Below are 26,915 nucleotides of genomic sequence, written 5' to 3' on the forward strand. Positions count from 1 at the left end.
TCTACCTTTTATCCTGGCTTATCTAAACCCGGAAGTTCAGGGCTGTGCCGCAATATTTGCACCTGTCCCCGTCGAGGCCAATGAGCCTGGCGTAAAAACCGGAGTGTTCGACAACGGTCTTGCCGCAAACGGGGCAGGTGGTATTGGCATGACCGTTGCCGGGCACGTTACCCAGGTAGACGAAGTTCAGGCCAGCGGCCTTGCCGTGCGCGTAGGCGCGTTCCAGCGTCTCCAGCGGCGTGGCCGGGCAGTCCAGCATTTGCCGGCGGGGGTGAAAACGGGTGATGTGCCACGGCGTGTCTTTGCCCAGCCTGGCGGCGATCCAGCCGGCGATGCCGGAGATTTGAGCGTCATCGTCATTGATGCCGGGGATGACGTTGGTCACTACCTCTACATGCATGCCCCACTTGTGCCTCGCCCGTTCAGCGACCGAGAGAATGCCCTCAAAATGAGGGATGCGCCCGATCTTTTGATAAGTGTCGTCGCTGAAGCCTTTGACGTCCACCCGCCAGGCGTCCAGATAGGGGCCGACGACGTCCAGGTGCTCCTCCGAGGCATAGCCATTGGTGACATATACAGTGTACAGGCCTTTGGCTTTAGCCAGTCTGGCGGATTCAAAGGTGTATTCCAGCCACACCGACGGCTCGTTATATGTCCAGGCAATGCCTCCGCAGCCGGAGTTCTGCGCCGCGGCGACGGCTTCGGCCGGCGGCATTTCGCGGGAACGCTCCAGGCAGGCGCCGTCCTCCGGGCAGGCGATCTCCCAGTTCTGGCAGCCGCGGCAGTGGAAGTTGCAGCCCCATGAACCTAGCGAGAAGACTTTAGTCCCGGGATGGAAGTGGTAAAGCGGCTTTTTCTCAATAGGATCGATAGCCGCGGATGAAATCTTGGCGTAGTTCAGGTTGAACAATTCGCCGCTTTGATTTAAATACATGCGGCAGACGCCCGCTTTGCCGGCGTTGATCTTACAGTACCACTGGCAGGTGCGGCATTTCACCCGGTTTCCCGCCAGCTTTTCCCACAAAAGCGCTGGACGCATCAAGATTCTCCTGGGTAAATTATAGCACCTGACTCCTGAAATGGTTGCCGGCGCTTGCGCCAAAATATTCCGGCAAAACACCTTACGGCCGGTCACCGGGCACGCTATACTTTGGATGCCGAATTCTACTGAAAGAGGTTGAGAGATGATTCTTGTTACAGGCGCCAGCGGTTTCGTGGCCAGCCATCTGATACCAAGGCTGCAGAGAGAGGGGCACCGGCTGCGCTGCCTGGTAACCAACGCCGCCGACGGCGGGCGGATCAAAGCCCCCGGGGCTGAGCTGGCCATCGGCAACGTCACCGACCCGGCTTCCCTGCCCGATGCCATGGAAGGTGTTGAGACCGTCATCCACCTGGTGGCGGTCATCAGGGAAAAAGGGCTGTTCAGCTTCCAGAAAGTAAATGTTGAGGGGACGCAAAACGTCGTCGAAGCGGCTAAAAAAGCCGGCGTGAGACGCTTCATCCATATGGGCGCCCTGGGCGCCACCCCTGATCCGGCCTACAAGTACTTGAACTCCAAATGGCTGGGCATGGAAGCGGTTAAAGCCAGCGGGCTGGACTGGTCGATCCTGATGCCTTCGGTTATGTTCGGCGAAGGCGCCGGATTTATCGCCTCGCTGCTCCGGTCAATACACATGGCGCCGTTCATCGTGCCCGTGGCCGGCGACGGCAAGACCATGCTGCAGCCGATTTGGGTGGGAGATGTGGCAAACTGCGTGATGAAGCTGCTGGAAGGCCAAAAAATAGGCCAGAGCGTAGCTATCGGCGGGCCGGAGATAATGACCTACGATGAACTGATTGGCTATATCCTTGCCGCGCTGGGAGAAAAACGTTTCCGCCTTCACGTACCGAGATGGCTGATGAAACCGGGGGTGGCGGTCATGGAGGCGCTGCTCAGCAACCCGCCGATAACCATGGTTGAATTTAAATCGATGGAAATCCCCAACATCACCGATCCGGAAGCGGTGGAGAAGGAATTCGGCTTCAAGCCGATGCCCATCCGGGACGGCCTGGGCTACCTTAAAATCAAGACTTAAGCGCCCGCCAGAGCTCCCCGACCCGGTGCCTCAGATCGGCCAGCGGGAGATCGGTGTCGATGACCGCAGAGGCGTAGCGCCGGCGCACCTCATTCGAGGTCTGGCAGGCGATGCGGGCTCGGGCTTCGGCTTCAGTGTAACCCATTTTATTGACCAGCCGGTCTAAGACTACCTCCGGCGGCGCCGCCGTCAGCCAGATTACGTCAGTCTGCCGCATCCAGCCGGCTTCGATGAGCAGGGCAGCCTCAACAACGGCGACTTTAAAGCCTTGCGACCGGAACTCCGCTACTTCTTCGGAAACAGCCTGGCTTATGGCCGGGTGGGTGATGGCGTTTAGGGTCTCAAGCGCCGCGGTGTCACAGAAAACGATCCGGGCCAGTTTCCGACGGTCAATAGCGTCATCGGCATCCAGGATCCCTTCGCCGAAGGCAGCGACGATGGCCCATTTGAGGTCGTGGTCTTCCCGCAGCAGCCGGTGGCCGACCTTGTCCGCGTCGATGAAGGCAGCCCCGAATTCCTTGAGCATGGCGCCGACAGTGGTCTTGCCGCTGCCGATGCCTCCGGTCAGGCCGATGACTATCATAGCAAGGCTCAAGTCTAGGGGCGGCGCGTTTCAAAGTCAAGACGCGATTGACACCAAAGTATCTTAAGGTTATTCTGAGGCGATGGCTGAAATGGTAACCGGACCCAACGCCTCCTACAGCCTCGGCGCCGCGGCTGACGGGCCGGCGCCGGCCACGAAAAGAGTTATCCCCGCCTGGGGCTTCTGGCCGACACTGGGGTTCAGCGTCCTGATCGGCGCCGTCAACGGCATGGCCTCGATGTTAGCGGTGTTCATCGCCCTCGACGTGGCGCTGCTCTCAGACCCCGACCTAAATTGGACGGATTATATTTTTTCCGAGTTCGGCAGCGAGTTCAACGCCGTTATTGTTTTCTCCATCATATTTTCCGGCGCTGTCTCGCTGCTGCTTATCGGCGCGCTTATCAAAGCCAGGCACGGCGCATCCATCAAAGAGTACCTGGCACTCAAGCCCCTGCCTTTTAGAACTATCGGCCAACTCATTCTGCTGACGGTTGCGCTGGCGCTGCTTTCAGGTTTAATCGATGCGGCGTTCCGGGAATCACCGGGCGGCGCGACAGGGTCAGTTTTTCAGGGAGTATGGCCGGTATTCGCCTGGCTGGCCGCAGTGGGCATGGCCCCGTTTTTCGAAGAGGCTTTGTTCCGCGGTTTCATGTTCCGGGGCTTCAGCGGCACCCGCTACGGCACCGCACTGGCAGTGGGTTTGCCCGCCGCATGGTGGGGGCTGCTGCACGTCCAGTACGGCGGATTCGACCAGGCGGTTATTATCTCCCTGGGGATCGTGCTTGGCATCGTGAGATGGAAAACCGGGTCACTCTGGGGGCCGATAACAGTGCACGCGGTGTGGAACGCCATTGCAATGATCCAGGTAAGCTTCGGTTAGCGCTTCGATCTTTTCTGGAATGGCCCAGAAAATAACCTTCATATGAGGACAAGAAAGTGAATCAGAAAGCGACCACCGGCGGCATTCTGACCATTGTTTCGGGGGCTATTGGAATAGTCGGCTCGCTGCTGGCTTTTGCCCTGCTGCCGATGATCAGAACCATCCTCACCGATCCGCAGTTCCAGGACCCGTCGTTGACACCTTCGGAATTAGAACTGCTTATCGACTTCACCACCGCTTTCGTCGGCTTCTGGGGCGTATTCGGGGTGATACTTTCGGTCTTCGCCATCGTTGCCGGGGTGTACACCACCCGCCGCCGCGCCTGGGGTCTGGGATTGGCCGGAGCCATCGTCAGCCTGTTCCTGTTTTTCCCCACCGGCGTGCCGGCTTTGATCTTGACGGTGCTGGCGCGGCCGGAGTTTGCCGCGACCGGCCAACAACCGAACGCAGTCGGCCCGGCCGGCTGACGGCGAGAGGCTCCGGTCGGGATGATCCGGGCGGCCGCCGGCAGCTTCTGAACGTTGCTCCGTATTTTGGCGTTGTGCTATACTGCTGTGTTATACTAGCAACTTGGCAAAAACGCGCGCATTTTTTAGGAGGAGTTCACTTGCCGACCACGACCACCACCATTAAGGAATTACTGGAATCAGGGGCACACTTCGGCCATCAGACCAGCCGTTGGCACCCCAAGATGAAGAAGTACATTTTCACCAAGCGCAACGATATCCATATCATTGACCTGGAAAAAACAGTGGTGATGCTGGAAAAGGCGCTTGAATACCTGCAGAGGGTCGTGGCCGAGGGCGGCAAGATCCTGATTGTCGGCACCAAGAAACAAGCCCAGGAAATCGTGGCCGAGGAAGCCAAACGCGCCGGCCTGTACTACATCAACCAGCGATGGATCGGCGGCATTCTGACCAATTTCGCCGCGATTCAGAACCGCATCGATTACCTGGTTCGGCTGGAAGACCAGCAAGCCCGCGGCGAACTGGCCAGGCTGCCCAAAAAAGAGCAGCAGCAGCTAACCGATGAAATGGCCAGATTGAACAAAATGATGGGCGGCTTCAAGGAGATGACCGCTTTGCCGGATGTCGTCTTTATCGTCGATCCAACCAAGGAAAAAATCGCCCTGGCCGAAGCCCAGCGCATGGGCATACCGATTGTGGCTATGGTGGACACCAACTGCAGTCCGGTGGGCATCGACTATCCCATACCGTCCAATGACGATGCCATGCGTGCCATCAAGCTCATTCTTTCCCGGGTCGCCGATATGGCTATCGCCGCCCGCGAAAACCTGTCCAAGATAGAGGTTGACCAGGTGGTGACCCCCGACGCCGAGCTCGACGAGAAACTGGCCGCCGACGCGGACGCCGCCGCCTAACGAGAATTACAAAGGAAAAACGACATTGCAGATATCAGCCGAAGCCGTCAAACAACTGCGCGAAAAGTGCGGCGCCGGAGTCATGGAGTGCCGCAACGCCCTGATCGAGAGCCAGGGGGATATAGATAAAGCCTTCGACACCCTTCAGGCCAAGGGTTTCCTTAAAGCCGCCAAAAAGGCGGAGCGGGTAACCGGCCAAGGACTGGTTGAGGGATACGTCCATACCGGCGGCCGGGTCGGCGCGTTGATCGAACTCAATTGCGAAACCGATTTCGTGGCCCGCACCGAGGAATTCAAAAAGCTAGCCCATGACATCGCTATGCAGGTTGCCGCCATGTGCCCGTTGTATCTCACCGAAGCCGATCGACCGGCCGACTGCGAAGCGGAAGCCAGTGCCGCCTGCCTGATGACGCAGCCGTTCATCAAGGATCCTTCGAAGACGATCAAAGACCTGATCACCGATACCATCGCCCGCACCGGGGAGAATATCCGGCTGAAGAGGTTTGTCCGTTTCGAACTCGGCGGCTGAAAAACCCGCCAGCGCTGCGGCGCCCCTCCGGATCAGGCCGCGGCTTAATAACGACGGGACCGGAGTTGACTTGACCGAACTTAAGTACCACCGGGTGCTCCTCAAACTCTCCGGGGAGGCTTTCGCCGGCAGCGGCAGCGGCATTATCGATATTCCCACTGTCCGCGGCATCGCCCTCCAGATCAAAGCCCTATCCCAGAACGGCATCCAGGTCGCTATCGTCGTCGGCGCCGGCAACATCTGGCGCGGCGCGGCTGTAGCCAAAGACGGCATCGACCGTGTCACCGCTGATTACGCCGGGATGCTGGCCACGGTCATCAACGCCCTGGCTCTCCAGGACATGCTGGAGAAAGAAGGCGTAACCACCCGGACCCAGTCCGCCATCACCGTGCAGCAGGTGGCCGAGCCGTTCATCCGCCGGCGCGCCATCCGCCACCTGGAGAAAGGCCGCGTCGTTATTTTTGCCGGCGGCACCGGCAATCCCTACATGACCACCGACACCGCCGCCGCCCTCCGGGCGATAGAGATCGAAGCCCAGGTGCTCCTCATGGCTAAGAACCGGGTGGACGGCGTTTATTCGGCCGACCCTCAGAAGCACCGGGACGCCTCCAGGTTCGACCGGCTGACTCACCTTGAAGCCCTTTCCAAGCGCCTCAAGGTGATGGATGCCACCGCCCTGTCGCTGTGCCTGGAGAACAAGCTGCCGATTATCGTTTTCGATATGACGGCTCCGGGCAACCTGAAGCGGGCCGTCGGCGGCGAGAGCGTCGGCACACTAATTACGAGCGAGGCTTAGAATTATGACTGTCAACGAGATCTTGCAGGGCGCCGAAAAGAAGATGACGGTATCCATCGAGGTGCTGCACCGGGAACTGGCCGCCATCCGCACCGGGCGCGCCTCTTCCCACATCATCGAACATGTCCGGGTGGACTACGCCGGCACGCCGACCCCGATTCACCACCTGGCGAACATTTCGGTCCCGGACGCCCGCCAGATCCTGATCCAGCCGTGGGACCGCACTATGGTCGGCCAGGTTGAAAAAGCCCTTATGAAATCCGACCTGGGGCTGACGCCGTCGAGCGACGGGCAGGTCATCCGCCTGATTATCCCGCCGCTGTCCCAGGAACGGCGTGTTGAGCTGACGAAAATGGTTCACAAGCGGGTAGAAGAGGACAAAGTGGCCATCCGCAACCTGCGGCGTGATGCCCTGGAGCATATCAAGAAACTGGAGAAGGACAAGGAACTGTCCCAGGACGACTGCAAGCGGTCCCAGGACCAGCTCCAGAAGCTGACCGACGCATATATCGCCAAGGCGGACAAGCTGGGCAAAGACAAGGAACAGGAACTCCTCACCGTTTAGAGAAGCCTGAATCAAGTAAAAGAGACGCCCGGACCGGGCGTCTCTTTTATTATTCCGACGACCTGAACTTTACTTTAACATGACGGCCGTCGCAGAAGGGCTTGTTATTGGAATGGCCGCAGCGGCAAAGCGTTACCCGGTTTCTGATTTCATAGACAGTGCCGTCGGCGGCTTCTATGGCGACGCCGCCGCGGACCCAAATAGGACCGGATCTGCCCTTGACCGGATCTTCGACGAGGCCGATTGAAGGCGGAAGGAGCGGCTCGAGTAGTTTGCCGCTTTTATCTCTGAGCACAATCCGCCCCGATGGGCATTCGGCGGCTTCTTCAATGGCGATTTCTTTCGATACGGCATCATCAGACTTCCGCACCAGATGCCAGGTATCGCCGGCTCGCTGGCAGAACCTGGCTTGGGAGCAAAGCATCGGCACCTCCGACAGGGTTAGTTCCGGACCGGCAAGCTCCAGCGCCCGGGCGGCGAACGGTTCCCGGCTGGCGGTTTCCGTACCGTCGAAGCCGTTACTCAAATGAGAGCCGTCGCAGAAAGGCTTGGACTTCGAACCGCCGCAGCGGCACAGTGCGTAAGCTGAAGGGGCCTCGAATTTTCGGCCTTCCCGCCAGCCGTGGCTGTGCCCGTCCGGGTCATGGCAGATGACCCACTCCAAAAGCGGCACGCCTCCTGTGACAATATACGGTCCGTTGGCTGTCACTTTGATCTTGTAAACGGGAGCCGCCGGTATCGGGGTTTCTTCATTCATCAAGACTGCCTCCTGTACGAACTGATAATATGGTAACCCTCTGACGCAGTTGGCGCAATCCGGCGGACGCATAAAACCCCGGTTGCCGACACCAGCCCCGGGAATGTAGAATAATAGTTCACCGATTGAAAGAAGGATCATTTATGGAACAGGAAATAACCACCGGAACCTTCAGGGTTAAAAGCGGCCTGGCCCAGATGCTGAAGGGCGGCGTGATCATGGATGTGACTACCCCGGACCAGGCGCGCATCGCCGAGGAGGCAGGCGCCTGCGCCGTAATGGCTCTGGAGCGGGTACCCTCCGATATCCGGGCTGAAGGCGGCGTCGCCAGAATGGCTGATCCCACGGTGATCAAAGCCATTATGAAAACGGTGACCATCCCGGTCATGGCCAAGTGCCGCATCGGTCATTTTGTCGAAGCCCGGGTGCTCGAGGCCATGGGCGTCGATTTTATCGACGAGTCAGAGGTACTGACTCCAGCCGACGAGGCTCACCACGTCTGGAAACATGATTTCAAAGTCCCCTTCGTCTGCGGCTGCCGGGATCTGGGCGAAGCGCTGCGCCGCATCGGCGAAGGCGCCGCCATGATCCGTACCAAAGGCGAGGCCGGCACCGGCAACGTCGTGGAGGCGGTGCGGCATATGCGCGCGGTGCAGGAAGGCATCCGGCGCGTCACCGCGGCACCGCCAGAGACTCTCATGGCCATCGCCAAGGAGCTGGGCGCTCCTTTAGAACTGGTGCTTGAGGTTCATAAGACCGGCAAACTGCCGGTAGTCAACTTCGCCGCCGGCGGTATCGCCACCCCGGCTGATGCCGCTTTGATGATGCAGCTCGGCGCCGAAGGCGTCTTTGTCGGCTCCGGCATTTTCAAGAGTTCCGATCCAGCGCGCCGGGCCCATGCCATCGTCAAAGCGACCACTCACTATCAGGACCCGGTGATTGTCGCTGAAGTCTCGGAAAGCCTGGGTGATGCCATGCCGGGTCTCGAGATCGGACAGATCGCTCCGGATAAATTGCTGGCCAAACGGGGCTGGTAGCCACAATTCGTTTTTCGCGAAGTAGAATCCGTCAATCTTCTTTAAAGCGAATTCTGCGGCGGCCTGTTTCCCTGGAATGACGGGTTCCGGTTGTACGGACGGCCTGTAATTTGCCTAGCCCCCTCGAGCGTTTTTGGCTATAATGAGGCTGCCTTGATTTACCGCATTGACGTTATGCCAGCACCGGGGCTGCCGGACCGCCGCGGCGCCGCTCTCCTCAAGGACATCGCCGATCTGAACCTGTCCGGAGTGAGTTCCGCCCGGGTTGTTGAAGTCTACTGGCTGAAGGGCGGCATCGACCGGGCGTCGGCGGAGACAATTGCCCGCGAAGCGCTGACCGATCCGGTGACCGAAACATTCCGAATCGACGAGCCGGCGGAAAAAACCACCACCGACCGCGCCGTATTGGTCGCTCACAATCCCGGGGTCACCGACCCGGTCGAAGAAACCATTCTGAAAGCCGGCGCCGATCTGGGTATCGCGCTTGAAGCCGCCCGTACCGGGCGGCTGTATCTCCTGGGCGGCAGCTTCAGCCAGCCGACGCTCGACCTGATTACCAACCGCCTGCTCCTGAACCCCATCGTCCAGCACGCGGTAAACGAACAATCGGTCATCTTCGGCGAAAATCCCGTTTATCATTTCCACCTCCGCCAAATAGACCTGCCGGACGGAGATGCCGCGCTGTGCGACGTGGGTAAGCTCTTCTGCCTGTCGCCGGACGAGGTAAGGGCCGCCGCTGAATATTATGCTAAGGCAGGAAGTAAACCGACCGACGTGGAACTGGAGACACTGGCTCAGTCCTGGAGCGAGCACTGCGTCCACAAGACTTTCAAGGCCAAATACGATTTCAATGGGCAGGTCATTGATAACCTGCTGAAATCCACCATCGCCCGGGCGACGAAACAGCTCGATAAACCATGGTGCTTGTCAGTATTCGTGGACAACTCCGGCGTCATCGACTTCGACGGTGAGAACGCCGTCTGTTTCAAGGTCGAAACCCACAACCACCCCTCGGCCGTCGAGCCGTACGGCGGCGCCGCCACCGGACTTGGCGGCGTCATCAGGGACGTGCTCGGCACCGGCCTTGCGGCGCGGCCGATTTTCAACACCGATGTTTTCTGCTTCGGCGAACCGGATATGGCTTACGAGGAACTGCCGGCCGGGACGCTGCACCCGCGCCGCGTTTTCAAAGGCGTCCGGGCTGGGGTGGCGGATTACGGCAACCGCATGGGCATACCCACCGTGAACGGCGCCGTCTTGTTCGATGACCGCTACACCGGCAACCCGCTGGTCTTTTGCGGCACGGCAGGCATTATGCCGGCCTGGGCGGCCAAGCCGGGTAAACAGTCTCCCGGAGATCTGGTCGTCTTAATGGGCGGCAGAACCGGCCGTGACGGCATTCACGGCGTGACCTTCTCGTCTGAGGAATTGTCCGATAAATCAAACGAGCAGTCTTTTTCTTCGGTGCAAATTGGCAACCCCATCGTTGAGAAGCGGATGACCGAGGCTATCCTGAAAGCCCGGGATGAAAGGCTCTTCACCCGAATCACCGACGTCGGCGGCGGCGGCCTGTCTTCAGCTGTTGGCGAGATGGGCGAAAGCACCGGAGCCACGGTTTATCTCGACCGAGTGCCGCTGAAATATTCCGGATTATCCTACGCCGAGATCTGGATCTCCGAGTCTCAGGAGCGCATGGTTCTGGCCGTACCGCCTCAAAACTTCAACAGACTGCTGGAAATCTGCCGCGGCGAAGGCGTGGAAGCCACCGCTATCGGCGAATTTACCTCTGATAAAAAACTCAGGCTCTATTTTAACGATAACCTCGTCTGCGACCTTGAGATGGAATTCCTGCACAGCGGGCGGCCCCAGCTCGAACTCAAGGCAACCTATAAGCCGGCGGCTTTCCCGGAACCGACCTTCCCCTGCCCGGCGCGGCTTGATGACGACCTGCTAACACTGCTATCACGCTGGAACACCTGCTCTAAGGAATGGATCATCCGCCAGTACGATCACGAAGTGCAGGGCGGCAGCCTGCTGAAGCCCCTGGTGGGTCAAAATTCCGACGGTCCGGGAGATGCCGCCGTCATCCGCCCGGTGCTGGATTCAGGGCGAGGCGTTATTGTGGCCTGCGGCATTAACCCGGCCTACTCCGAGATTGACACCTACCGCATGGCGGCCTCAGCCATCGATGAAGCCGTCAGGAACACTGTCGCTGCCGGCGGTTCGCTCGACAGACTGGCCTTACTGGATAATTTCTGCTGGGGCTCGGTCAAGGACGAGCAAAGCCTGGGCGCGCTGATCCGAGCCGCCCAGGCATGCGCTGACCTTTCCCTGGCTTACGGCACCCCGTTCATCTCCGGCAAGGACTCTCTCAATAACCAGTTTCGGGTCGGCGACAGAGTGGTTTCCATCCCGCACACCCTCCTGGTTTCAGCCATCGGAATCATGCCCGACGCCGAACGGGCGGTGACCATGGACTTTAAAGGCGATGGGAACCTGGTCTACCTGGTGGGCGAAACTAAAGCCGAACTCGGCGGTTCCGCTTATTACGCCGCCCGCGGCTTCATAGGGAATTCGGCCCCGGCAGTGGCGCCGGCATCGGCGAAGGCGGCTTACCAAAGGCTGTCCGCCGCTACCGCCCGCGGCCTGGCGCGCGCCTGTCACGACCTGTCGGAAGGCGGTCTGGGGGTCGCCCTGGCAGAGATGGCCTTTGCCGGCGGGCTTGGGGCCAGGATAAATTTAAGCCGGGTACCCCAGCCCGGCGACATCATGCGGGATGACTGCCTCCTCTTCTCCGAGTCCAATTCCCGGCTTCTGGTGGAGGTGGCGCCCGCCGACCGGGCTGATTTTGAGTTTATTATGGAAAGTTCAGCCTTCGGGCTCATCGGCGAAGTGACCAGCAGCCCCCGCCTGAAGGTCCAGGGGCTTAACGGCAGCCTGGCCATCGACCAGCCGTTAAGCGAACTGAAAAACGCCTGGCAGAGGCCGCTGAAATGGTAAAAGAAGTGCGCGTCATGGTGCTGCGGGCGCCGGGTACCAACTGTGACCGGGAACTTGCTCATGCCTTCGAGATGGCCGGAGGTAAACCAAGGATAACCCACATGAACGAACTGATTGGCGGTTCACAAAAACTGACCGATTACCATATCCTGGGACTGCCCGGCGGTTTCTCCTATGGTGACGACCTCGGCGCCGGCAAGGTACAGGCCAACGAGATGCGGCTGCGCCTTTTTGAGCAGCTTGCCGCGTTTATCGACCGCGGCGGTCTGATTATAGGTATCTGCAATGGCTTTCAGGTGCTCATCAAAACCGGCATCCTGCCCGGGCCGGCCAGGCAGGAACTGCCTCACGTCACTCTGACCAATAACGATTCCGGGCGTTTTGAATGCCGGTGGGTGAAACTGTCCAGCACCCCGGGTAACCGCTGCGTCTGGACTGAGGGCATCGAGCAGCTGGAAGCGCCGGTGGCCCATGGGGAAGGCAAACTGGTTGCCGCGCCGTCCACCCTGAGCCGGCTGCGGGCTGTATTTTATTACGCCGACGCTAACTGGCGGCCGACCGCTGAATACCCGGCCAACCCTAACGGCTCCGTGGGCAACATTGCCGCGCTGACGGACGATACCGGCCGGGTCTTTGCTTTGATGCCTCACCCGGAACGGTTTGTCCGAGCCTCCCAGCACCCCGCTTGGACGCGCCGGAACATCGAGGAACCCGGCGCCGGGCTGAGGATTTTCCAGAACGGCGTCGACGCCGCCAGGCGCGGTTGATGCCCCCCGGCCATTTATTTTTCAGCATCAGGGATGTACAATGTTGCCGCATCTTGGAGTAACGCTCGATGAATAAGAATTATTTTCGGCTTGTTTGGCGCCTGACCGCAATTCTTTTAACCTGCGCCCTCGCCTTTTCAGGCTGCGGCGGCGGAGATCCGGCCGCGACCACCAGCCATCCCCCGGCCGTGACGACAAACCCGCCGACAACTGCTCCGACGACCGCAGCCACCACCACGCCGACCACCACGCCGACTACCACGCCTGCCCCGACCACGACTCCGCCGCCATCCATCAACGCCGCAGCTCTATATGCCAGCAGCTGCGCGGCCTGCCACGGCGCCAACCGGCAAGGGGTGATGTCCGGAACCACCGTGCTGGGGCCGGCGATTCCGCCTACCATGAATTTCATCGTCAACCGGACCGAAGCCCAGCTGGCGATGTTCCTTTCCGGCCACGCCACGAGCATCAACATGACCAACCCTGAACGGGCTGCCCTGGCAGCTTTCCTGAAAAACCCCTGAAGTCGTAAACCTGATACCAAAAAAGGGGCTTTTCAAGCCTCTTTTTTGTTTTGAAATGGAATATTTTATTGCTACATTAAGTGGGAGAGCTTTTTTCGGAGGAAATCAATGAATAACCTGAAAAACAAGGGACTGCGTTCAATAGCCGCCGCCGGTTTGATATTAACCGGTATCGGCCTGTCAGCCTGCGGCGGCGGCACGCCCACTACCCAACCGACAACTTCAAACCCGCCGACCGGCACCCTCAGCGGGGGCGCCCTGATTTATTCCAATACCTGCGCCTCCTGCCACGGCGTCAACCGGACCGGCACGACTTTGGCTCCGGATATCAGCGTTAATTCTCCGCGCATCAGCGGGAAAACTGAAAACGCCCTGGTGGTCTGGATTTCAACCCATTCCCCGGTACCGCTGTCTTCCGCCGAACGCAACCTCCTGGCCACCTTTCTGAAGACGCCGTAAACAGGAAGAGGGGCTTTCGCCCCTCTTCAGTTTTATCCCGAGTGTCGAGTTAAACGCATTTAGACAACTGGTAGCTCTTGCCCTCGGTGGTGATGGCCGGAGCGATGACCATTTCCGCCCGCTGCATGTCGCGGATGGTAGCGGCGCCGCAGACGCCCATAACCGTCCGGAGAGCGCCGACGAAGTTCTGGGAGCCGTCGACGACTGAGGTGGGACCAAAAAGTATCTGCTCCAGCGGCGCGGTGGTGCCCACCTTGATGCGGGTGCCGCGGGGCAGCGATGGGTGCGGATGGCTCATACCCCAGTGGTAGCCGTGACCCGGCGCCTCTTTGGCCTGGGCGATGATGGAGCCGAACATGGCAGCGTCGGCGCCGGCGGCAATGGCTTTGCAGAAGTCGCCGCCTTTCTTGAAACCGCCATCGGTTATAATCGAAACATAGCGTCCGGTCTCAGCCAGATAAGCCTCCCGCGCGGCGGCGCAGTCCATGGTGGCGGTGATCTGCGGCACGCCCAGGCCAAGAACTTCACGGGAGGTGCAGGCGGCACCGGGCCCGACGCCTACCAGGATCGCAGCCACGCCCTGGCGCATCAGTTCAAGAGTGGCGGAGTAGCTGACGCAGTTGCCGACCATGACCGGAATCTTGAGGCTGGCGCAAAGCTCGGAGAAGATGAGGCCGCGGTAGCTTTTGGAGATATGGCGGGCGGTGGTGACGGTGGAGGCGACGACCAGGATATCGGCGCCGGCTTCGGCGATGACCGGGGCCAGCCGCTTGGCGTTGGCCGGCATGACGGCTACGGCGGCGGTGCCGCCGGCGGCTTTGACAGCCTTGACCCGTTCGGCGACCAGATCATCTTTGATAGGTTCGGTGTAGATCTTTTGAAGCAGGGCGGTGACTTCGGACTGGGGCGTTTCGGCGATCTCAGCCAGAACCGCTTCGGCGTCGTGGTAGCGTGCCTGGATGCCCTCGCCGTGCAGCACTGCCAGGCCGCCGAGCTGGCTCATCCTGACCGCCATCTTGACGTCGGTGACAGCGTCCATCGCCGAGGCGACAACAGGTATTTTGAAGGCCACCTCGCCGATCTTGAAGCCGATATCGGTCTGTTCGGGATTAATGGTCACATCGCCGGGGACGATGGCAACCTCATCGAATCCATATGAACGGCGTAATTCTTTGAACTGGGGGTGGGTCACTTCTGGCCTCCTTGTTTGAAGGGTAACTATAACAAATGATGTCCGGAGGGTCAAGATAAACAGGTAAAAAGCCGCCTCGGGCCGGGTGCCACGCCGTCGCGCCGGCAGATTACTAGACGATGATGCCGGCCTGTTCCGGGGAAGATTCCGGCGGCCGGAGCGGCAAATCAATAAAGAAAGTGGCGCCCGCGCCCTGCTGGCTCTCAGCCCATATCTTGCCGCCGTGGCTCTGTACCACGCCGTGGCTGATGGACAGGCCCAGGCCGGTGCCCTGGCCCACCTCCTTGGTGGTAAAGAAGGGATCGAAAAGCCGGGGCAGCACATCCGCGGGTATCCCCGGACCGTCATCCGCAAAGCTAATGCGGATCACCCCTTCATCAGGGAGGAAGCGGGTGGTTACCACCAGCCGGCCGCGATGGTGTGTCTGGATCATGAAAAATTCGGCGTTAATGATGTTCAAAAACACTTGCTGAAGCTGGAAATAATCCGCGGTGATCTCCGGCAATTCCTGGTCCAGGTCGGTGATCACTTCTATATTGTGGATTTTTTGCTCGTAAGCCCTCAGCACCAGCGTCCGAGTGATGACGTCGTTGATTGAAAGGGGCGCCCTGGCCTGCTGGTGCCGCCGGGCGAAAATAAGCAAGTTTTTAACCACGTCAGCCGCCCGTCGCGCTTCTGAGTGAATAATTTCAATGTCAGCGCGGACGCTGTCAGGCAGGTCAGCCGACAGCGCCAGTTCAGAGAAACCGAGGACGCCGGTGAGGGGATTGTTGATCTCATGGGCGATGCCAGCCGCCAGTTCGCCGACCGAAGCCAGCCGGTTGGTCACCATCAGCTTTTCCTGCATCTTCTTGCGTTCGGTAATATCCTGCGCGATGTGGACAGTGGCAACCACCTCTCCGGCGGGACCGAACATGGGATAGGTTGAAACGATGGTATAAGTTCCCTTTGCCGCGTTGTGGATTTCGACCTCAGCCGGCTGGCCGTTGTCCAGAGTTCGCAGGTGAGGGCAATCGTGCACCGGCTCATCGGTGCCGTGGGAAACTTCGAAACAGGTTTTTCCGATGAGTTCTTCCGGCGTTGAGTTAAGCTTTTCAGCGAAGGCTTTATTCACTCGAAGGATCTTGAAATCACGGTCCTGAATGGAAACAGGGGTGGAAATGGCGTCGAAAGTCGCCCGCCACTCCTCGGAGGCTCTTAGCAGCTGGTCCTCCATTGTTTGATGCTGGGTGACATCTCGGAAACTCCAAACCCGGCCGACAATTTGCTCTCCGATTTTCTGCGGCCGGGAATAGCGCTCGAAGACACGGCCGTCTTTGAAGAGCAGGGTGTCAAAACTGGACCTTGACGGGTGAGCGTAGAGCTCGTGAACCTTATCCAGGAATTGTTGGGGCTCCGCCAGCTGGCTAAGCACGTTGTCAAGGAGGGCATTGTCATCCCCCTTGGCCATCAGGGACTTGGGGATGCCCCACATCTTGGCGAAACGGCTGGAATAACGCTGAACTTTGCCGTCAAGGCCGACCACCAGGATGCCGTCGGCAGTAGCTTCAAGAGTGGCAGCCAAAAGGGACATCGAGCGCCGGAGCTCCGCCTCGGCTTTTTTTCTCTCGGTAATATCTCGGGCCACCGACAGCACCATTTGCCGCCCGCCGAGCTGTATCTGCCGGGCATTGATTTCAACCGGAATGCGCCGGCCGTCTTTAGCTATATGCACCTGCTCGAATACGGCGGAACCGCAGGCGGCCATCTGTTCAACCACCCTGGATTCGAGTTTAACCGCAGAGTCATCAATGTCCGCCACAGTCATTCCCAGTAATTCATCGCGCCGGTAGCCGAGCACCTGGCAAGCCCGGTCGTTGACTTCAATAAAGCGGCCTTGTTCATCGTGGAAGAACACGGCGTCGTTGGAGCTGTTGAACAGCAGACGGTGCTTTTCCTCCGACAGCCTGATCGCTTCTTCGGTTTTTTTCTGTTCAGAGATATCCATTGAAGTAAAAACGATGCCCCTGGAAAGGTCAGCCATATCCAGAGGCGAGGCCGAGAGCAGCATCGGGAAATGACTTCCGTCGCGGCGCCGGGCCGTTATTTCTCCGGTCATTTGACCGCTCGCCTGCAGCCGTGAATACAACTCAGTGCCGACCTTTTCATATTCAGCGTCGCTGTCATATAAAATCCGGGTGCTCCGGCCGATCAACTCTTCCCGGCTGTAGCCCGCCATCTGGTACATAGTTTCGTTGGCTTCTACAATCACCCGCCCGACAGCGACGGCGATGCCCACTGGCGCGGCACGGAATATGGCCGCCAGTTTGGCTTCCCTCTCCTTGAGAGAGGTTTCAAATAGCTTTCTCTCGGTGATGTCCTGAATGGCGAAGACAACGCCCCGTGACAGGTCGTTTTTTTCCAGAACAGCGCCCGATACAATCGCCTGGAAAACCGATCCGTCTTTGCGCCTTACCGGCATCTCCAGGGTAACGCGTCCGGCGCTTTCAAGCCCGGCGTGAAGTTGATCGCCCAGCCTTCGGTAGTCGGTGTCGCTGGAATAAAGGACCCTGGACGAATGGCCAACCAGTTCTTCCCGCTGGTAACCGCACATGTTGCAAGCGGCATCGTTGACCTCCCAGATCACCCGGTCTACTGAAACCACGATGCCTACCGGTTCCGCCTTGAAAATAGCCGCCAGCTCCGCCTCACGCTCTTTGAGTTCGGCCTGTATGCGGCGCCGTTCGGTGATGTCCCTGGTAACGCCCAGGATATGGGAAGGCCGGCCTTCATCTTTGACGACGCTGACGGACACCTCGGTCCAAACAGTGCCGCCGTCTTTTCGCGGCTGCTCTATCTCCAGGTACGCCGGCCCGAGGCTACGGCCGGCATCAGCCGCGGAAATTGCCTGGGCCAACCCCTGGCGCACTACCGCCGCCGAATCAGGGCAAACCGCCTCTTCAATGGATTGCCGCATCACTTCTTCCGGCGTGAAGCCCCGGAGCTGGTAAACAGATGGACTGACGTAGGTAAACCGCCCGTTAAAAGACATGGTCCAAATTACATCTGTGGTTTTTTCCGCCAGCAGCCGGTACCGGTGTTCCGATTCCCGCAGCGCCTCTTCGGCGTTTTTGGCCTGGGTGATGTCCTTGATGACGCCGAAAACGCGGCGCTCGGCGGCGTCATATTCAGCCACCGACTGCACCCAGGCGGTTTGCCCGTCATTGGGGCGCCTGATGCGGAACTCCACATTGTAAGGCTTACCGCCGCCGATCAATTCGGACAGGGCGCGGTCCAGGCCGGTCCGGTACTCCGGCAGCGGCACCGCCTGCACCTGTGACAGCGTCCATTCGGTCCCCTCCAACCCGTATATGATACGGGCGCTTTCCGAGGCGACAACTTTCATCTCATCAAGCAGGATTTCCCAGCGCCCGAAGCCCAGCACTTCACCCATGGCTTCCAGCCGCCGCTGGGCTTGCCTCAGCGACTGTTCCTTCCGATGGCGTTCGACGGCCACGTCAAGCGCCTGCACCAGAGACGCGCCGCCGTCCTTTAGCGCCGCTACTTCGCCGGCGCCGGCTTTGAGGTATTCGGCCGCGGCGGTACCGCCGGATTCGCCGCTTAAGACTACCAGAGGCACCTGAGGCGCCCGTCGGACGGCTGCCCGGACGATATCCAGCGCGGCTCCATCGGCGCCGTTGGTATCCAAGAGGAGCAGGTCGGTGTGCCGGCCGCCCTCGACCGCCTCCAGAGCGGCCTCAATTTGGGACACCGATTCGACAATAAAACGTTCGCCGCCAAATCGCGCCAAAAGGTCGTTGACCTCCCGGGCGCCGGCGGCGAGCGGAGTGATGAGTAGGATTTTTTGTCTGCTGATCGTCATCTTATGCTGTTGGTGCGACCGCTTGGACGAACCGGACAAGCTTTAACCAGCGCCACGGATCCTGGTGCCGATCAGGTACTAGTACCAGAATAAACGCCCCAGTATAAGCTTTATTTACACCTCAGTCAAAAAATGTAATGACCCTGGTTCACGGAAGAAATACGTCCAGGTACCAGTCGATGATAGGCCCGCCCCACAGGAAAGTGATGAAGGTGGTCAGCGCCAGGAACGGCCCGAAGGCGATGGCCTGCCGCCGTTCTTTGCGTTTAAAAGCCAGCAAGCCAACAGCCACCAGGCCGCCAAGAATCCACGACATGATAACCGCGGCGATGACGTTCGGCCAGCCGGTGACCAGCCCGGCGAAGGCGCCCAGTTTGACATCGCCCTCGCCCATGCCGCCTCGGGACAGGATATACACCAGCAGGAAGATGCCGAATCCCGCGGCGCCGCCGATGACGGCATTCAGCAGTGACGGCGCCAGGTCAATCCGGCTGTCTAAAAGGCTGACTCCCAAAGCCATCACTATGGCCGGCAGCAGTATGCCGTTAAGGATGAGCTGGTGTTCCATGTCAATGACGAAGATAACGATGGTGAGTGAGGCATAAATGAGGGCGGCCGCCAGCGTCAGGTTTAAGCCCAGATGCAGGTACAGACCGCCGAAAACCGCGGCGGTCACGAGTTCAACCCAAAACACCCTTGCCGGTATTTGCCTGCCGCAGGTGCGGCAGCAGCCGCGGAGGACCAGCCACGAGAAAATGGGGATCATGTCCAGCGGCGACAGGCGGCGGCCGCAGCCGGGGCATTTTGAAGGCGGGGAAACGACCGACTCCTCCTGCGGCAGCCGGTCGCACAGGACATTCAGAAAACTGCCGATGACGGCGCCGAAGAGGAAGAAGACGACAGCATAGGCAAATTCCATTGGCGCACATTGTGGCGGGTTCAAGGTGTTAAGTCAACCCTTGAGATGAGCAGAGCGGAGGTCAAGAATCTCGGCGCAGGTCAATATTTCGTTCAGGAACAATGGCGCAAAATATTGCGCCGAAAACGACAAAACTCGATTGACAGTACAGGGAACACTAGTGCTATAATACCCGTATGAATATCAGCACAGGTGTACCACAACTGCGGCGCCGCTCCTCCTCGTCCATCTTCGCCGCAGCGAATCGTTTCAATCGTTTTTTATATCAATAACGCGTCACACAAACGCACAGCCCGCGACGCACTTGACCGGAATACCTTGCTTCAACCCCCCGGGGGGACTAGAATATCTTCCATATAGAATTATAAGGAGAATATCATGGCCGACCCCCGCATCCAGAAACTGGCCGAGCTTCTAGTCAAGTATTCCACCAAAATCAAGGACGGCGACAAGGTGGTGATCAACGCCCCGGCGGCCGCCCTGCCGCTGACCCGGGCTATCTACCTGGAGGTTTTGAAGGCCGGCGGCCTGCCGTTTATCCTGCAGCGCGGTGACTTCGAGGACCTGCTTTACCGCCACGGCTCGGACGAGCAGCTCCAGTATGTCCACCAGCCGCAGCGCTATGTCGCCGAGGAGTACGACGCCCGATTCGCCATCCTGGCTGACGACAATACGAAGAAGTTGTCCACGATCGCCCCGGAAAAGATAGTCCTCTTCGACCGGGCGCGCTCCGGTCTGATGAAGACGATGATGAAACGTTCCGCCGCCGGCGAGTTGAACTGGGTGGTAGCCCCCTTCCCCACCGCCGCCATGGCCCAGGACGCTGAAATGAGCCTGGAAGAATACGAAGACTTCGTCTACGGCGCCTGCATGCCAGACCTCTCCGATCCTATCGGTTACTGGAAGAAGCAGAGCGACCGGCTGCAGAAGGTAGTCGACTGGCTGAAAGGCCGCAGGAGCGTCCACATCACCGGCCCGGAGACTGACCTGAAACTGTCCATCAAAGGCCGCAAGTTTATCAAGTGCGACGGCGAGAACAACATGCCCGACGGCGAGGTCTTCACCGGCCCGGTGGAGGACTCTGCCAACGGCCACGTCTACTTCTCCTACCCCGCCATCGAGAGCGGGCGGGAGGTCACCGGCGTCAGGCTGTGGTTCGAGAACGGCAAGGTAGTAAAAGCTACCGCGGAGAAAAACGAGGGATTCCTGTTAAAGACCCTCGATACCGACGAGGGGTCCCGGCGGTTGGGAGAGTTCGCTATCGGCACCAACGAAGGCATCACCAAATTCACCGGCGAGATCCTCTTCGATGAAAAGATCGGCGGCAGCTTCCACCTGGCGCTCGGCGCCGGCTACCCGGAAACGGGATCGGTCAATGAATCAGCCATTCACTGGGATATGGTCTGCGACCTGCGGCAGGGCGGGCAGATCACCGTTGACGGCGACCTGCTGTACAAGGACGGCAGGTTCGTTATCGATTTTTAAATGGCGGCTGATCCACCAAAAACAAATGCCCCCTCTTGCGAGGGGGCATTTTACTTGCGGTCACCGATTACCATACGCGGCGGCGTTCACCCCGTGAACTGGAGACAGGCAGGCGTTTCTCGACTTCGGCCTGCGCCTGAGTCACATGCCGATTGGGGTAGTTAACCCAACCGCACTGAAAGCACTGTTCGTACGCTCCATATTCATCGGCGTCCTCGTAGACATCACCGTAATGGCAACGCGGGCAGCTTTTTATTCTATACAATTCAGTTACCTCCGTGTCTCATTCAGTTCCGAGACGGCCATATTGTACAGTTAAAGTTTCTTTATGTAAGTGACTTACATCACTCGTATTAGAGGCTGACGCGCCGGCCCGCCGTGAACCGCTGCTGATGTCTCTAATCCTTATTATCATCAGATTAAATTCATACTCTCTCCACAAAGCCTTGATAACATGGAATTACCACCAAATAATGGAAGGAGATGAGAAAGATGAAACAAACCTGGAAAACAGCAGCCATTGTGGCCGTGAGCATCGCCCTGATTGCCGGAGCGGGCACCTTCGCCTTTGCTCAGACCACCGACCCGGCGCCGGGCGCTGGGACTTGCGGCGGTTTCGGCATGCGCGGCTTCGGCGGGAACTCCGACGTCCTTACCGACCTGCTGGGCATAACCGCTGAAGAACTGCACCAGCTCCGTACCGACGGCAAGACGCTGGCCGAGATCGCCGCTTCCAAGGGTATCAGCGAAGACGCCTTGATCAGCGTCCTGCTCGAACCCCGTAAAGAAGCCCTGACCGCGGCGGTCGCCGCCGGCAGGCTAACTCAGGAACAGGCTAACCTGATGCTGCAAAACATGGAGGCTAACATGCGCCTGCAGATCAAGTCGAGCCTCGGCCCCCGCGGTTTCGGTTGCGGCATTGCGGCCGATGACGGCGCCGCTCCAGCCTCAGGCGGCATGCGCGGCTTTGGCGGAATGCGGCGTTAATCTTCATCCCGACTGTTTTTACGTTGGGGATGCCGGGCGGATCAGCCGCCCGGCATCCGGTCTATTTTATTTGCCCTTATTTTTAACCGGGGCTAATATTATGAACGTGATTAGAAAAGTTCTGGTCGTCGACGATGAAAAGAAGATTGTGGACATCGTCCGGGCTTACCTCGAAAGAGAAGGCTACCGGGTGATCACCGCGTTCGACGGCGAAACGGCTTTGAAGACTTTTCGCCAGGAAAAACCTGACCTCATAATCCTGGACCTGATGCTGCCGCGCCTCTCGGGCAATGAGGTCTGTCGGGCGATCCGCAAGGAGTCCGACATCCCCATTATCATGCTGACCGCCAGGGATGAACTGACCGATAAAATCGTGGGGTTGGAATTGGGCGCCGACGACTATCTGACCAAACCGTTCGAAGGACGGGAACTGGTGGCCCGAGCCAAAGCCATATTGCGCCGGTCAGAGCCCAAATCCGAAAATCGCCTCATTCAGGCAGGGAGCCTGACTATTGACCTGGAACGGCGGCAGGTCACCGCCGGCGGCAGGCAGGTGGAACTGACAACTACCGAATTTGAACTGCTGCGCCTCCTGGCCGCCCACCCGGGGAGGGTCTTCTCCCGGAGCGAACTATTAGACCGGCTCCAGGGCGATTCATACGAGGCTTACGAACGGACAATAGACTCCCATATTAAGAATCTCCGGCGTAAACTGACGCCCGACGCCTCCAAACCCTCGTACATCCACACCATTTACGGGGCTGGCTATAAATTAGAGGAACCGAAGTGAGAAGCCTAGCCTGGAAGCTGGGCGCGGCGCTTGTAATGGTAGCCGTAATCGCCATTGGCATTATGGCGATCATCACCAACCTGAATACCAGCCGGCAGTTTCAATCTTATATCGAAACCAGCCCGGCTTTTATTGAAACAGTCAGCCGGACGCTGGCTGTTTTTTACGCCCAGAACCGGTCATGGAACGGCGTTGAAAACCTGCTGCCGCAGCTGGTGGCCAACACCGGCGACCGGTTGGTTGTTGCTGACAGTTCCGGGCAGATTGTCGGCGATACCGCCGGCGAATTAACCGGGGCTAATCTCAGCCAGACTGATTTGAACGGCGGCTATACCATCCGCACCATGATGGGATTCCAAGGCGGCATGGGCGGCGGCGGGGGACAGATCGTGGGTCAGGCTTTCTACGTCGGGCAAACCGGGGTCGCCGCCGAACAGGCTTTCCTGAATCAAACCAACCGCTGGTTGTGGCTTTCCGGCGGTATCGCCGTCGTCCTCGCCGTCGTCCTCGCCGTCATCCTGGCCCGAAATTTCATCCGGCCTCTCCGTGCGCTTGACACCGGCGCCAGGGAAATTGCCTCCGGCAACCTCGGCTATAGAGTGAGGATCGACAGCGGCGACGAAACCGGTCGGCTGGCGGAATCTTTCAATGCCATGGCGGGTTCGCTGCAGCATAGCGAGGAAGCCCGCAAACGGCTGCTTGCCGATGTCGCTCACGAACTCAGGACACCCTTAACGATCATCAGCGGTACGGTTGACGCGATCAGCGACGGCGTCCTGCCCGCCGATGAAAAGCAATTAAAAATCATTAAGAGCGAAGCTCAAGTCCTGACCAGACTGATCGCCGATCTCCGCGACCTGTCCCTGGCCGAAGCCGGCGAGCTGAAATTGGAACTGTCAGCGGTTGACCTGGCAGACCTGGTCCGCCGAAAAGCGGAACAGTTCAAGCCACTGGCCGAGGCCAAAGGCATCTCCCTGATTTCAGAAGCGGCTGAAGCCCTGCCCTCAGTAACGGGGGACTGGGTGCGGTTGGAACAGGTTTTCGCCAACCTGTTTTCCAACGCCATCCGCCACACCCAGGCCGGCGGCCGGATCGCTGTCTCTTTTAATCCCGACACGCTCGAAGGAACTCCAGCGGTAACCGCCGCGGTGACGGATACCGGCGAGGGCATGACCGTCGAGCAACTGAAACATATTTTCGACCGGTTCTACCGCGTCGAAGATTCTCGCGCCCGAGCCGAGGGCAATGGCGCCGGACTGGGACTGGCAATTGTCAAACAGATGGTGGCCGCCCATCACGGCCGGGTCGGCGTCGAAAGCCGCCCCGGCTATGGTTCGACATTCCATATCACCCTGCCTGCGGCGGGCTTAACAGCCAAAACACAAGACTGACTACGAACGGATCATCACCAGCAGCATCTTGAACGCCGTTACCGCTTTCAGGGCATGAGGGATGTTTGCGGGCATGATGATCGCCTGACCTTCGATGACCCGGTGCTTCTCGCCGCCGATGCTAATTTCAGATTCGCCGTCAACGATATATGCAAAAGCGTCGAAGGGCGCCGAATGCTCAGACAGTCCGTGGCCGGCGTCAAAGGCAAACAGCGTAATCGTGCCGGCGGGACGGTCAGTCAGTGTACGGCTGACCACGGCGCCGGGCTGGTATGCCACCAGTTTGGCCATAGCCGCGGCGTGGCCGATGATCGATTGAGTTTCCGCCATTTTTATCTCCTCAACAGTTGTAGTGACCTAAAGTCTACCACATCACCAGATTTACAATAATCTCAGGCTGGGATATACTCAGCCTTCGGCACGCCCTGATTACCCCACTTCGGGTTTGAGAGCATAAGGAAGGCAATGGACGTAACTATCTGGCACTGGGTCGGATTCAACATTTTCCTGGTCACAATGCTCATGCTTGACCTGTTTGTCTTCCACCGAAAGGCGCACGTGATTCAAATGAAGGAATCACTGCGGTGGACGGCTTTCTGGGTCGGCCTGGCGATCATCTTCGGCCTGGGCATCTGGTACTTTGAAGGCTCAGGCTCCGCCCTGGATTTCTTCAGCGGCTATCTCGTCGAAGAATCGCTCTCAGTAGACAATCTCTTCGTCTTCCTGATGCTTTTCACCTATTTCTGTGTGCCGAAGGAGCACCAGTACCGCGTCTTGTTCTGGGGCATCCTGATCGCTATTGTGCTGCGGGCGGCGTTCATCGTCGGCGGCATTGCCCTGTTCCATGCCCTGGAATGGATGGTTTATGTATTCGGGGCTTTCCTGATTTTCACTGGCGTCCGCATGGGTATGCAAAAAGAAGACAATCCTCATCCAGAAGCCAACCCGGTGGTGAAATTATTGTGTAAAATCCTGCCGATGACGCCCAAATACCACGGAGGTAAATTCTTCACCCTGGAAAACGGGCGGCGCCTGGCGACGCCCTTGTTCATGGTATTTGCCGCCATTAACCTGACCGACATCATCTTTGCCGTTGACTCCATCCCGGCTATCCTGGCTATCACCGACGACCCGTTTATCGTCTATACCTCAAATATGTTCGCCATCATGGGCCTGCGCTCAGTCTATTTCGCTTTATCTGGTTTCGCCGAACGCCTCCACTACCTGCACTACGGGCTGTCCGCGGTGCTGATCTTCCTCGGCGTCAAGATGGTTCTTTCCGATATCCTGCACATCCCCACATTCCTGTCGCTGGCGATAATCGCCTCGATTCTGGCCGCAGCGGTCATCGCTTCCCTGCGGCGGCCGCCAGAGCCCAGACCAGAGCCTGACCTGTCCTGCTCGCCGAAGGAAGATGGCGCGACATGCGTCATTGATGAAATCAGGAAGGAGGAATAGCTAATGCCCGCCTCAAATGTATTCCTCGAGCTGGTCCTGGAAAAGTTGGCGCCCCTGGGGGCCGTCACCGGCAGGAGCATGTTCGGCGGCTTCGGTGTCTTCCATGAAGGCGAAATGTTCGGACTAATCTCCAACGACGTCATGTATTTGAAAGCCGACGACTCCAACCGCGAAGATTATGTCAAGACCGGCAGCCGGCAATACAAGCCGATGCCTTACTGGAACGTCCCCGCCGATGTTTTCGAGGACACTGCCGAACAGGTTGAATGGGCTAGAAAATCGGTAACCATCGCCCATACCGCTCCGATGAAGAAAAAATAGTAGTCTGCCGCCCGCTTCACGGAATCGGAGGATAGGCCGGGTAGACCACAGCATTCACCTGGACACTGTCGATACCCAGGCTCCAGCTGATGGGCACCCTGATTTCCCTGCTCTGTTTAGCCGGCACGCTGATAGCCGCCTTCCCGATAACAGGCCCGTTGAAAAGCATCCAGGATGCCTGCCCGCCAAGAGAGGTGTATCCCCCGACATCGAAAAGCAACTGCCACTCTTCGTCGGTTGTATTATTCAAGGTCAGGCTAGCAAAAAGGCATATTTCGCCGGTTTTTACCACCCGGTTCAATGCTAGCGATATCACGTCATGCTCTAAGACTCCGACGTCGAGCCGCCCCTGGGACAAGGTAAAACCGCCGCTGCCCCAAGCCGTTCCGCTTCCTTCCTTGAAACTTACGGTAAACGGCTGGCCAATCTTAAAAACTGTGACAAGCACCGGGAATTGCTGGACCACGCCCTGGCCTTCAAAGGCGCGCAGGGTCAAGTTCGCGTTATAAATACCGGGCTCAAGATTATCAGTGTCGGCGAAAATTGTGAGCGACTTGGTGGCCTTCCCGGATGACGGATAAACCCACAGCCACGGCTGGTCCGAGGAGACATTCCATTCAACCTCACCGCCCCCAACTGTCACCAGGAAGTCTGCCGGCAATAGATCAAAACCCTCGACGGCGTAGAGGGCAAAGGTTGACGGCGTAACGACGATGTTTTTAGTGCCTGCGCTGTCACAGCCGGGTACGGCGATCAGCAACAGAATGCCGAAAAATATGAAGCTTGTCCTAAGATACCCGGTTCTTTTCATTTCACCCCTCGACCCATTATACCCCCTTCGCCAAGTGTCAATAAGCCTGCTGGAAAACGGGCTGTAAGTGTCGCGTTGTCATGGCTGAGGTGGATTGCTGTATAATTCACCCCGACGAGGACGCCATGCCTAACCTTGAAGACTACAAATGGGAGTTCCGCAAGGAAGAGGAAGAACTGCTGGCGGAACGCCGCAAGCTCCTGGGTCAAAAGCAGCTTATCTCCCGCGTGTTTACCACCGAGGCTTCCCGCCGCCGCGCCGAGTTAGAAAAAGCTGTCGCCGAGCTGGAACGCCGCATAACCGAAATCCGCAATATCCTGGGCGACAACTACCGGAATAATTAACT

29 protein-coding genes are annotated in these 26,915 nt (G+C 58.6%); 20 read left to right on the forward strand and 9 right to left on the reverse strand.

The genetic code is table 11. The annotated features are described in order from the left end of the window. Window positions 1-22: 22 nt before the first annotated feature. Complete coding sequence (gene amrS / locus ABV300_RS07850) at window positions 23-1,039, reverse strand: AmmeMemoRadiSam system radical SAM enzyme (RefSeq protein ID WP_353714310.1); 1,017 nt, start codon at window positions 1,037-1,039, stop codon at window positions 23-25. Window positions 1,040-1,184: 145 nt separating this feature from the next. Between amrS and ABV300_RS07855 the strand changes: the two genes are divergently transcribed. Beyond that, window positions 1,185-2,075: a complex I NDUFA9 subunit family protein gene (locus tag ABV300_RS07855; RefSeq protein WP_353714311.1), complete on the forward strand. Its 891-nt coding sequence runs from the start codon at window positions 1,185-1,187 to the stop codon at window positions 2,073-2,075. Here the strand turns inward: ABV300_RS07855 and coaE are convergent. Continuing rightward, window positions 2,065-2,658, reverse strand: coding sequence for a dephospho-CoA kinase (gene coaE / locus ABV300_RS07860; RefSeq protein ID WP_353714312.1), 594 nt, complete (start codon window positions 2,656-2,658; stop codon window positions 2,065-2,067). The genes ABV300_RS07855 and coaE overlap by 11 nt on opposite strands. Before the next feature lie 82 nt (window positions 2,659-2,740). Here coaE and ABV300_RS07865 point away from each other — a divergent pair, with 82 nt between their 5' ends. From ABV300_RS07865 to frr, 6 genes are all read left to right on the forward strand, one after another. After that, window positions 2,741-3,538, forward strand: a complete 798-nt coding sequence (locus ABV300_RS07865; protein ID WP_353714313.1) for a type II CAAX endopeptidase family protein — start codon at window positions 2,741-2,743, stop codon at window positions 3,536-3,538. Between the two features lie 56 nt (window positions 3,539-3,594). Then, window positions 3,595-4,005 (forward strand): hypothetical protein, encoded by a 411-nt coding sequence (locus ABV300_RS07870; RefSeq protein WP_353714314.1) that lies wholly within the window; start codon window positions 3,595-3,597, stop codon window positions 4,003-4,005. A gap of 140 nt (window positions 4,006-4,145) precedes the next feature. Beyond that, on the forward strand, window positions 4,146-4,919 hold the full coding sequence (rpsB, locus tag ABV300_RS07875) for a 30S ribosomal protein S2 (protein ID WP_353714315.1): 774 nt from the start codon (window positions 4,146-4,148) through the stop codon (window positions 4,917-4,919). A gap of 121 nt (window positions 4,920-5,040) precedes the next feature. Continuing rightward, window positions 5,041-5,448, forward strand: a complete 408-nt coding sequence (locus ABV300_RS07880; RefSeq protein WP_353715383.1) for an elongation factor Ts — start codon at window positions 5,041-5,043, stop codon at window positions 5,446-5,448. Window positions 5,449-5,518: 70 nt separating this feature from the next. Next, complete coding sequence (gene pyrH, locus ABV300_RS07885; protein WP_353714316.1) at window positions 5,519-6,244, forward strand: UMP kinase; 726 nt, start codon at window positions 5,519-5,521, stop codon at window positions 6,242-6,244. Between the two features lie 4 nt (window positions 6,245-6,248). Continuing rightward, window positions 6,249-6,809 (forward strand): ribosome recycling factor, encoded by a 561-nt coding sequence (gene frr, locus ABV300_RS07890; protein ID WP_353714317.1) that lies wholly within the window; start codon window positions 6,249-6,251, stop codon window positions 6,807-6,809. Between the two features lie 49 nt (window positions 6,810-6,858). Here the strand turns inward: frr and ABV300_RS07895 are convergent, their stop codons facing one another. Further along, window positions 6,859-7,566 (reverse strand): CDGSH iron-sulfur domain-containing protein, encoded by a 708-nt coding sequence (locus tag ABV300_RS07895; protein WP_353714318.1) that lies wholly within the window; start codon window positions 7,564-7,566, stop codon window positions 6,859-6,861. A gap of 143 nt (window positions 7,567-7,709) precedes the next feature. Between ABV300_RS07895 and pdxS the strand changes: the two genes are divergently transcribed. The 3 genes from pdxS (at window position 7,710) to purQ (ending at window position 12,370) form a co-directional block, all read left to right on the forward strand. Continuing rightward, window positions 7,710-8,603 carry a pyridoxal 5'-phosphate synthase lyase subunit PdxS gene (gene pdxS, locus ABV300_RS07900; protein WP_353714319.1) on the forward strand — a complete coding sequence of 298 codons (894 nt, stop codon included), beginning with the start codon at window positions 7,710-7,712 and terminating at the stop codon, window positions 8,601-8,603. Between the two features lie 153 nt (window positions 8,604-8,756). Continuing rightward, complete coding sequence (gene purL / locus ABV300_RS07905; RefSeq protein ID WP_353714320.1) at window positions 8,757-11,603, forward strand: phosphoribosylformylglycinamidine synthase subunit PurL; 2,847 nt, start codon at window positions 8,757-8,759, stop codon at window positions 11,601-11,603. After that, a complete protein-coding gene (purQ, locus tag ABV300_RS07910) occupies window positions 11,597-12,370 on the forward strand; it encodes a phosphoribosylformylglycinamidine synthase I (protein ID WP_353714321.1) in 774 nt (257 codons plus the stop codon). Before purL ends, purQ begins: the two co-directional genes overlap by 7 nt. Window positions 12,371-12,449: 79 nt before the next feature. Here purQ and ABV300_RS07915 read toward each other — a convergent pair whose 3' ends face one another. Beyond that, entirely contained in the window at window positions 12,450-12,773 is a 324-nt protein-coding gene (locus ABV300_RS07915) for a hypothetical protein (RefSeq protein ID WP_353715396.1), read from the reverse strand. Here ABV300_RS07915 and ABV300_RS07920 point away from each other — a divergent pair. Beyond that, window positions 12,730-12,894 carry a hypothetical protein gene (locus ABV300_RS07920; RefSeq protein WP_353715384.1) on the forward strand — a complete coding sequence of 55 codons (165 nt, stop codon included), beginning with the start codon at window positions 12,730-12,732 and terminating at the stop codon, window positions 12,892-12,894. The two genes, ABV300_RS07915 and ABV300_RS07920, sit on opposite strands and share 44 nt — an antisense overlap. Window positions 12,895-13,002: 108 nt before the next feature. After that, window positions 13,003-13,353: a c-type cytochrome gene (locus ABV300_RS07925; RefSeq protein WP_353714322.1), complete on the forward strand. Its 351-nt coding sequence runs from the start codon at window positions 13,003-13,005 to the stop codon at window positions 13,351-13,353. Between the two features lie 49 nt (window positions 13,354-13,402). Here ABV300_RS07925 and ABV300_RS07930 read toward each other — a convergent pair whose 3' ends face one another. The 3 genes from ABV300_RS07930 to ABV300_RS07940 form a co-directional block, all read right to left on the reverse strand. After that, window positions 13,403-14,545 carry a GuaB3 family IMP dehydrogenase-related protein gene (locus tag ABV300_RS07930; protein ID WP_353714323.1) on the reverse strand — a complete coding sequence of 381 codons (1,143 nt, stop codon included), beginning with the start codon at window positions 14,543-14,545 and terminating at the stop codon, window positions 13,403-13,405. Between the two features lie 112 nt (window positions 14,546-14,657). Further along, window positions 14,658-18,407: a PAS domain S-box protein gene (locus tag ABV300_RS07935; protein ID WP_353714324.1), complete on the reverse strand. Its 3,750-nt coding sequence runs from the start codon at window positions 18,405-18,407 to the stop codon at window positions 14,658-14,660. 148 nt (window positions 18,408-18,555) lie between these two features. Further along, entirely contained in the window at window positions 18,556-19,326 is a 771-nt protein-coding gene (locus ABV300_RS07940) for a prepilin peptidase (RefSeq protein ID WP_353714325.1), read from the reverse strand. Between the two features lie 378 nt (window positions 19,327-19,704). On the opposite strand from ABV300_RS07940, the gene ABV300_RS07945 reads away from it, so the two are divergent. The 5 genes from ABV300_RS07945 (at window position 19,705) to ABV300_RS07965 (ending at window position 23,979) form a co-directional block, all read left to right on the forward strand. Beyond that, complete coding sequence (locus ABV300_RS07945) at window positions 19,705-20,811, forward strand: aminopeptidase (protein ID WP_353714326.1); 1,107 nt, start codon at window positions 19,705-19,707, stop codon at window positions 20,809-20,811. Window positions 20,812-21,379: 568 nt separating this feature from the next. Next, window positions 21,380-21,484, forward strand: coding sequence for a twin-arginine translocation signal domain-containing protein (locus ABV300_RS07950; RefSeq protein ID WP_353714327.1), 105 nt, complete (start codon window positions 21,380-21,382; stop codon window positions 21,482-21,484). Then, complete coding sequence (locus ABV300_RS07955) at window positions 21,433-21,798, forward strand: hypothetical protein (RefSeq protein WP_353714328.1); 366 nt, start codon at window positions 21,433-21,435, stop codon at window positions 21,796-21,798. Before ABV300_RS07950 ends, ABV300_RS07955 begins: the two co-directional genes overlap by 52 nt. Window positions 21,799-21,904: 106 nt before the next feature. Then, on the forward strand, window positions 21,905-22,588 hold the full coding sequence (locus ABV300_RS07960) for a response regulator transcription factor (RefSeq protein ID WP_353715385.1): 684 nt from the start codon (window positions 21,905-21,907) through the stop codon (window positions 22,586-22,588). Continuing rightward, window positions 22,585-23,979, forward strand: coding sequence for an ATP-binding protein (locus tag ABV300_RS07965; protein WP_353714329.1), 1,395 nt, complete (start codon window positions 22,585-22,587; stop codon window positions 23,977-23,979). Before ABV300_RS07960 ends, ABV300_RS07965 begins: the two co-directional genes overlap by 4 nt. Here ABV300_RS07965 and ABV300_RS07970 read toward each other — a convergent pair whose 3' ends face one another. Further along, window positions 23,980-24,309 (reverse strand): cupin domain-containing protein, encoded by a 330-nt coding sequence (locus ABV300_RS07970; protein ID WP_353714330.1) that lies wholly within the window; start codon window positions 24,307-24,309, stop codon window positions 23,980-23,982. It abuts the gene before it with no gap. 135 nt (window positions 24,310-24,444) lie between these two features. Between ABV300_RS07970 and ABV300_RS07975 the strand changes: the two genes are divergently transcribed. Together ABV300_RS07975 and ABV300_RS07980 are read left to right on the forward strand one after the other, a co-directional pair. Then, window positions 24,445-25,437 (forward strand): TerC family protein, encoded by a 993-nt coding sequence (locus ABV300_RS07975; RefSeq protein WP_353714331.1) that lies wholly within the window; start codon window positions 24,445-24,447, stop codon window positions 25,435-25,437. A gap of 3 nt (window positions 25,438-25,440) precedes the next feature. Further along, window positions 25,441-25,758 (forward strand): TfoX/Sxy family protein, encoded by a 318-nt coding sequence (locus ABV300_RS07980; RefSeq protein ID WP_353714332.1) that lies wholly within the window; start codon window positions 25,441-25,443, stop codon window positions 25,756-25,758. Between the two features lie 16 nt (window positions 25,759-25,774). Here the strand turns inward: ABV300_RS07980 and ABV300_RS07985 are convergent, their stop codons facing one another. Further along, window positions 25,775-26,569, reverse strand: coding sequence for a hypothetical protein (locus ABV300_RS07985; protein WP_353714333.1), 795 nt, complete (start codon window positions 26,567-26,569; stop codon window positions 25,775-25,777). 125 nt (window positions 26,570-26,694) lie between these two features. Here ABV300_RS07985 and ABV300_RS07990 point away from each other — a divergent pair, with 125 nt between their 5' ends. Further along, entirely contained in the window at window positions 26,695-26,913 is a 219-nt protein-coding gene (locus ABV300_RS07990; protein ID WP_133240214.1) for a hypothetical protein, read from the forward strand. The last annotated feature ends 2 nt before the right edge of the window (window positions 26,914-26,915 follow it).

Origin of the sequence: Dehalogenimonas sp. 4OHTPN, assembly GCF_040448695.1 — a bacterium.
Taxonomy (GTDB): domain Bacteria; phylum Chloroflexota; class Dehalococcoidia; order Dehalococcoidales; family Dehalococcoidaceae; genus Dehalogenimonas.